This window comes from Aeromonas sp. R3-1 (assembly GCF_040908345.1).
GTDB lineage: Bacteria > Pseudomonadota > Gammaproteobacteria > Enterobacterales > Aeromonadaceae > Aeromonas > Aeromonas veronii.
Window position 1 is genome coordinate 1 of sequence record NZ_JBFODN010000019.1, and the last position, 3097, is coordinate 3097.

The 3097-nt window shown below is 59.2% G+C and carries 4 protein-coding genes; all 4 read right to left on the reverse strand.

The window, feature by feature from the left end:
* Nucleotides 1-28: 28 nt before the first annotated feature.
* Nucleotides 29-1195, reverse strand: a complete 1167-nt coding sequence (locus tag AB5Y85_RS01185) for a hypothetical protein (protein WP_005338464.1) — start codon at nucleotides 1193-1195, stop codon at nucleotides 29-31.
* On the reverse strand, nucleotides 1195-1566 hold the full coding sequence (locus AB5Y85_RS01190) for a GtrA family protein (protein WP_005338463.1): 372 nt from the start codon (nucleotides 1564-1566) through the stop codon (nucleotides 1195-1197). The genes AB5Y85_RS01185 and AB5Y85_RS01190 overlap by 1 nt, the downstream gene beginning before the upstream one ends.
* Entirely contained in the window at nucleotides 1563-2582 is a 1020-nt protein-coding gene (locus tag AB5Y85_RS01195) for a glycosyltransferase family 2 protein (RefSeq protein ID WP_115521339.1), read from the reverse strand. Before AB5Y85_RS01195 ends, AB5Y85_RS01190 begins: the two co-directional genes overlap by 4 nt.
* 55 nt (nucleotides 2583-2637) lie before the next feature.
* The coding region (locus AB5Y85_RS01200) for a hypothetical protein (RefSeq protein ID WP_368221064.1) at nucleotides 2638-3097 on the reverse strand (460 nt) is incomplete at its 5' end.

Sequence of the window (3097 nt, forward strand, 5' to 3'; positions counted from 1 at the left end):
ATTTGGCATTGCAGGTATCGTCGTCACATCAGACGGTGAAGAACTTGAAGTTGACGAAGGCCACCGCGATGAAGGAGGCCACCATGCCGCTGATGCAGAGCACTGCTGGGCGGATAGCAGGCCAGCGATGGGTCAGCAGAATGATGGCCAGCAGGGTCGGGTAGAGCCCGAACATATAGCGTGGCATGGCGTTGAGGCCGGTCATCAGCGGGATGGTGCAGCAGATGAACATCAGGGTCGCTTCCGCCCAGCGCTTCTGGCTGAACAGGTAACCGTTCAGGCACCAGCCGAAGATCACCATGATGGAGAGGTAAGCCTTGCGGCCGCCCAGCTCGAAACCGCTCAGCCACCAGTCCAGCGGGCTGTCCATATAGCGACCCCAAGCCACCTGAATGTGTTTGAAGGCGAAGGCATCGCCGGTCAGGTGATAGAGATAGACCATATAGGCAAACAGGCCAAACGGGATCATCCAGAGGGTGAACACCACCTTGAAGGCGCGCTCGGTGAAGCGGAAAAATTCCCGCCAGCCGTAAGCCTGCAGCGCCAGGATAAGCACCGGGAAGACCATCATCACCCCCAGGTTGCGGGTGGCGGAGATACAGACCCCCAGCACGGCCACCATCAGCCACTGCTCCCGATAGGCGAACAGGAACATCCCCAGCATCAGCGCCATAAAGGTCGACTCGGTATAACCGGAGACGAAGTAGGCGGAGAAGGGGGAGAAGGCGAGCAGCCATACGCCAAAGCGGGCGGTATCGTCCCCCAGCTTGAGCTGACGCAACACCAGCAGCATCAGCGGCAGGCTGGCGAAGAAGGAGATATTGGTAACAATGATGAGGCCGATCAGGCTCTCGACATTGAACAGGTTGGAGATGGCACCGGAGACCATCGGGTAGAGCGGCATAAAGGCCCAGTTGGCCGCATTGCCCTTGCTCAGCCAGCGCGGGTAGAGATCGTAGCCATTTTCGATGATGCGCTGGAACCAGACGCAGTCAAACTGACAATAGGCCTGCAGCGGGCCAATGTCGGGGGAGCCATAGAGCTGGACCCCGAAGTAACCCATGCCATACAGCGCCACCCGGCTCAGCATGAAGGCGGCGATGATCATCAGCCAGTCACGGCCGCTGATGCGCAGTGACGGGCGATAGGGGAGTGCAGCCCCGGTTAGCGGGGCAGTATTGGTCATATCATTCATCAGGCAAAAACCCAGACGCGAGAGAGAACGTAAGTGAGGACGGTAACGGTCAGGGTGGCGATGACCACCGGCAGCAGACCGGAGAGCCCCGCAAACAGCAGGCCGCTCAGGATCAGGTTACGCACCGCCAGCGAGAAGAGGGCGACCAGCAGAAACTTGCTGGCGGCTCCCTGCTTCTGGAAGGTGATGTAGCGGTGACCAAAGAAGGAGAACCAGAACGCGATGGCAAAAGCCAGCGTGGTAACCAGGTGCTCCGAGATGGTGGGCCAGGTATGAAACAGTGCGATGGAGGTGCCAAGGTCGACGAGGGTAGCCCCCCCGCCGACAAAACCGAAACGTACCAGCCGCCAGAATTCCTCGCGGGAGATCATTGAGGCGCTTGCTCCTGCTGCTCTTGCGGGTTGCTGTCAGCGCTCTGCGGTTTGGCCGCATCCTGCTTGGCATACTGGCCATAGACCCCTTCAATGAGGTAGACCGGGCGCTGTTTCACTTCCACGAACATGCGGCCGATGTACTCGCCGATGATGCCGAGCGACAGCAGCTGGATACCGCCGAGGAACAGCACTACAGACATCAGGGAGGCGTAACCGGGCACGTCGATGCCGAAGAAGACCACTTGGGTCACGATCTTGAGGATGTAGAGGAAGGCGACGAAGGAGACGCCGACACCCACATAGCTCCAGACCCGCAGCGGCCAGCTGGAGAAGCTGAGCAGACCGTCGAGGGCGAAGTTCCACAGTTTCCAGTAGTTGAATTTGGTTTCACCGGCGTGACGGGCCGGGCGCTCGTAGGGGACGCCAACGGCACGGAAACCGGCCCAGGCAAACAGCCCCTTCATAAAGCGGTTGCGCTCGGGCAGCAGCTTGATCGCCTCGACCACGCGACGGTCGATCAGGCGGAAGTCACCGGCGTTCTCCGGCAGCTTGGTGCTGGTGGAGAGGGCGTTGAAGAAGCGGTAGAAGCCACCGGCAGTCACGCGCTTCATCGGGGTATCGGCGCTGCGATCGACGCGGATGCCGTAGACGGTGTCATAGTCACCGGTCTGCCACAGTTTTACGAACTCCAGGATCAGGGCGGGCGGGTCTTGCAGATCCACGTCCATCGGTACGATGGCATCCCCTTTGGCTTGATGCAGACCGGCGGTCAGGGCCGCTTCTTTACCGAAGTTGCGTGCCAGGTTGACCAGGGTTACGCGCGGATCGCGGGCGATGGCCTGCTCGACCACTTCACGGGTGCGGTCACGGCTGCCATCGTTGACGAATACAATTTCAAGCTGGTCTTTCAGCGGGGCCAGTTCGTTGTCTATCGCGTTGATGAAGGCATCGATGCTCTCTTCCTCGTTGTAAACGGGAACGACCAGAGAGAGTCGAAAATCTGGATGCGACATAAGAACGTCCTTATTTGGGATAGTTGTTTTTATAAAATGGTATTCGGGGCAAGGATCACTGGGCTACGGTCAAACGTACCGACTGCACATTGATGGGAGTAGGTGCCGAGAGCGCCAGAAAATTGGGGCGCTTGGGATCTGCCGTGAGCGAGTCACCGGGCAGACTGAGGCGGATTTCGTTGATGCCCGCTTTGGCCAGTTTCACAGTGGTGGTGAAGTCGTGACCCAGCGCTACTTTCAACAGGGCGCCGGCTTCCGGGCTATTGATGCGGGCTTGTACGGTAAGCTGATCCGGATTGGCCGCCTGCTTGGGCAGCACAAAGTAGAGACCGCCCTGACCGCTGAGCAGGGTACCTTCGTCGCTCGGCTTCTTGGCCCAGCCTTCGCTGGATAGAAAGCGGCTCGGCTTGGTCAGATTGAGCTCGTTACCCGGCTGATAGGTCATGCTGGAGTTGTGTTCCCAGAAGCGGGTCTTGCCTTCCAGATAATAGAGTTTGTAGGCCAGGCTCACATTG

Excerpts from the sequence above, each read along its gene's own strand:
- AB5Y85_RS01185 (WP_005338464.1), bottom strand. The coding sequence starts at position 1,195 with ATGAATGATATGACCAATACTGCCCCGCTAACCGGGGCTGCACTCCCC.
- AB5Y85_RS01190 (WP_005338463.1), bottom strand. The coding sequence starts at position 1,566 with ATGATCTCCCGCGAGGAATTCTGGCGGCTGGTACGTTTCGGTTTTGTC.
- AB5Y85_RS01195 (WP_115521339.1), bottom strand. The coding sequence starts at position 2,582 with ATGTCGCATCCAGATTTTCGACTCTCTCTGGTCGTTCCCGTTTACAAC.